Here is a 3,278-nt window from a genome sequence, read left to right as displayed (position 1 = left end):
GCCCAGCCCCCCCCCGCGCCGCGCGCCGCTGGCGAGGTCCCAGCGGCGCACGAAGGCCTGCGCGCGCCCGTCGAGGGTGGCGAGCTTGACGATCACCGCGCCGGCGTGGTCGTCGCCATGCGCGACGACATGGGCCGGGATGCCCTCGGCCTGAAGCCGTGCGAGGTAGGCCCTCACCCAGAAGTCCGCGGTCAGCCGGGCCATGGTGGCGTCTCCCTCGTCTTGCGCGCCGGTCCGGGCGGGCTATCCTGCGCATCATGCCCGAGTTTCCCCGCGCCCTCTGGTTCGCCGTCGCTTTCGGCCTCGCCGCGAACGTGGCGGCCGCTGCCGGCCTGCTGCCGGGGCTCTGGATCCTTCTCCTGCCGCTCGGCAACCTCGCGCTTCTGGGCGCGGGCGGCTGGGTGGCATGGCGCTGGCTCGGCGGCCGTTAACCGCCCCCGGAGAAATCGAGGCCCATCTGCGCGTAGCGCTCGGCCTCCTCCATCCAGCGTTCGCGCACCTTGACCTGCACGAAGAGGTGGACCTTGCGGCCGAGGAACTCCTCGAGCTCCTCGCGCGCGGCCTGCGAGATCGCCTTGATCGTCTCGCCCCGATGGCCGAGCACGATGCCCTTGTGCCCCTCGCGGGCGACGTAGATCACCTGATCCACGCGCGCCGCGCCGTCCTTGCGCTCCTCCCAGTTTTCCGTCTCGACGGTCAGCTGGTAGGGTAGCTCCTGGTGCAGGCGCAGCGTCGCCTTCTCGCGCGTGATCTCGGCGGCGAGCATCCGGAGCGGCAGGTCCGCGATCTGATCCTCCGGGTAGAGCCATGGCCCCTCGGGCATCATCCCGGCGAGCCAGCGGCGCAGGTCCTCGACGCCGTGCCCCTTCTCGGCGGAGATCATGAAGGTGCGGGCGAAATCGAAGCGGTCGTTGAGCGCCTTCGAGAGGCCGAGCAGGGTTTCCGCCTTGACGCGGTCGATCTTGTTGATGGCGAGCGCGACGGGACGATTGCCGGCGACCTCCTCGAGGCGGGCGAGGATCTCCTCGACGCCCGGTGTCAGCCCGCGGTGCGCCTCGACCAGCAGAACGACCACGTCGGCGTCCGCCGCGCCGCCCCAGGCGGCGGCGACCATCGCCCGGTCGAGTCGGCGGCGCGGCGCGAAAAGCCCCGGCGTGTCGACGAAGACGATCTGCGCGTCGCCCTCGATCGCCACGCCGCGGATGCGCGCGCGCGTCGTCTGCACCTTGTGGGTGACGATGGAGACCTTGGCCCCCACCATGCGGTTGGTGAGCGTCGACTTCCCGGCGTTCGGCTCGCCGATGAGGGCCGCGAAGCCCGCCCGCGTCGTGCCATCGCTCATCGCGTGTCCTCCACTTCCGCGAGCAGGGCCTGCGCCGCGGCCTGCTCGGCCTGCCGTTTCGATCCCGCCTCGGCGCGCGCCGCGCGGCCGTCGGCGAGGCGCGCCTCGATGGTGAACCGCGGCGCGTGATCCGGTCCGTCCCGCGCCACCTCGGTATAGGCGGGCGGCGGCATGCGCCGGGCCTGCGCCCATTCCTGCAGCGCGGTCTTGGCGTCGCGGGCGTCCGCGTCCACGCGCCCGATCCGCGCGCCCCAGAGCCGCAGCACCAGGTCGCGCGCCGCGTCGTGCCCCGCGTCCAGGTAGACCGCGGCGATCACCGCCTCCATCCCGTCGCCCAGAAGCGCCAGCTTGCGCCGCCCGCCCGAGATCATCTCGGAGCGGCCGAGCTTCAGCACGTCGCCGAGGCCGACCTCGCGCGCCACCTCGGCGCAGGCCTCCTTGCGCACGAGCGCGTTGAAGCGCGGCGCGAGCTGGCCCTCGGTGGCCTCCGGGTCCGCGGCGAGCAGCGCCTCGGCCATCACGAGGCCGAGCACCCGGTCGCCGAGGAATTCCAGCCGCTGGTTGTCCGCGCGGCCGGGCGTCGCGAAGGACCCGTGCGTCACGGCCTGCCGGAGGAGCTCGGGGCGCGTGAAGCGGTGCCCGATCCGCCCCTCGAAGGCGCGCAGGTCGGCCGAGAGCGTCACTCGATCTTCTCGAAGAACCTGTCGCCGCGCCATGTCCAGAAGAATAGCATGGATCGCCCGGCCGAGGAGAACATCACCCGGTCCGCGCGGCCGATCAGGTCGGCGTAGGGAACCATGCCCACACCGCCGATCTGCTGCGGCACCCGGCTGTCGGAGGAGTTGTCGCGGTTGTCGCCCATCAGGAAGAAATGCCCGTCCGGCACCGTGTAGACCGGCGTGTCGTCCGAGGCCTGCTGCCCGATGTTCAGCACCGAGTGCGTCTCGCCATTGGGAAAGGTCTCCTCGAACTTCTCCTTGATGCAGGTGGCGCCGGTGCCCACCGGCGCGTTGGCGCAGCGCGGGCGGATGCCCTGCGGCCCCTGCGGGCGCATCACCTCCTCGAAGGTGCCGTCGCGCGTGAGCTCGACGGCGTCGCCGTTGATGTGGAGCCGCCCGTCGCGCATCTGAACCCGGTCGCCGGGCAGGCCGACGATGCGCTTGATGAAGTCGCGCCCCGTCACCGGATGGCGGAACACGGCGACGTCGCCGCGCTCGGGCGTTCCGCCGAACAGCCGCCCGTCACCCGGCTGCATCCAGCCGCAGAGGTCCTCGGCGTCGATGTCGAGGCCCACGGCCGGGATGCGCACCGAGGGGCAGGAGGCGTAGGAATAGCCGTAGGACATCTTGTTGACGAAGAGGAAGTCGCCGATCAGCAGCGTGTCCTTCATGGAGCCCGAGGGAATCCAGAACGGCTGAAAGAAAAGCGTGCGGAACACGCCCGCGATCAGGAGCGCATAGACGATCGTCTTCAGCGTTTCGACGATCGCGCCGCCCCAGCTTTTATCCTCGGCCATGCCTGCTTTCCCGCCCGGTGAACGCGCGCTTCATGGGCGCGGGGGCGGGAGGTGTCAAGCGGCGTGGCCCGGGTCAACGGGCCGTGCCTCGATCACCACGAAGGCCTGTGCCCAGGGGTGGTCGTCGGTCAGCGTGACGTGAATGATCGCCACATGCCCCGCCGGCGTGAGCGCCTCGAGCCGCTCTGCCGCCCAGCCGGTGACGTGCATCACGGGCTGCCCGGTCGCCATGTTGGTGACATGCATGTCCTTCCATGCGATGCCCATGCGCAGCCCGGTGCCCAGCGCCTTGGAGCACGCCTCCTTCGCCGCCCAGCGCTTGGCGTAGGTGCCGGCGACGTCGCGCCGGCGCTCTGCCTTCGTCTGTTCCTTTTCGGTGAAGACACGGTTGCGGAAGCGCCCGCCGAAGCGCTCCAGCGT

The 3,278-nt window shown here is 71.2% G+C and carries 6 protein-coding genes; 1 reads left to right on the top strand and 5 read right to left on the bottom strand.

Going from position 1 to position 3,278, the window contains the following annotated elements:
* Positions 1-204, bottom strand: a 204-nt coding sequence (locus ACESL7_RS14670; protein ID WP_372894041.1) for a DUF1491 family protein, incomplete at its 3' end; no start/stop codon positions are given.
* Between the two features lie 53 nt (positions 205-257).
* Here ACESL7_RS14670 and ACESL7_RS14665 point away from each other — a divergent pair.
* Positions 258-431 carry a hypothetical protein gene (locus ACESL7_RS14665; protein WP_372894040.1) on the top strand — a complete coding sequence of 58 codons (174 nt, stop codon included), beginning with the start codon at positions 258-260 and terminating at the stop codon, positions 429-431.
* On the opposite strand, the gene era is transcribed toward ACESL7_RS14665, so the two are convergent.
* The 4 genes from era to acpS form a co-directional block, all read right to left on the bottom strand.
* Entirely contained in the window at positions 428-1,342 is a 915-nt protein-coding gene (gene era / locus ACESL7_RS14660; protein ID WP_372894039.1) for a GTPase Era, read from the bottom strand. The genes ACESL7_RS14665 and era overlap by 4 nt on opposite strands.
* The gene (rnc, locus tag ACESL7_RS14655; RefSeq protein WP_372894038.1) at positions 1,339-2,025 is read right to left on the bottom strand and encodes a ribonuclease III; all 687 of its coding nucleotides are present in this window, start codon (positions 2,023-2,025) and stop codon (positions 1,339-1,341) included. The genes era and rnc overlap by 4 nt, the downstream gene beginning before the upstream one ends.
* Positions 2,022-2,858: a signal peptidase I gene (lepB, locus tag ACESL7_RS14650; protein ID WP_372894037.1), complete on the bottom strand. Its 837-nt coding sequence runs from the start codon at positions 2,856-2,858 to the stop codon at positions 2,022-2,024. The genes rnc and lepB overlap by 4 nt, the downstream gene beginning before the upstream one ends.
* A 54-nt stretch (positions 2,859-2,912) precedes the next feature.
* A partial coding sequence (gene acpS, locus ACESL7_RS14645) for a holo-ACP synthase (RefSeq protein WP_372894036.1) occupies positions 2,913-3,278 on the bottom strand: 366 nt, incomplete at its 5' end.

It is taken from the genome of Rhodosalinus sp. (assembly GCF_041685465.1).
Taxonomy (GTDB): domain Bacteria; phylum Pseudomonadota; class Alphaproteobacteria; order Rhodobacterales; family Rhodobacteraceae; genus Rhodosalinus.
This window is presented reverse-complemented; position numbering and strand designations above follow the sequence as displayed.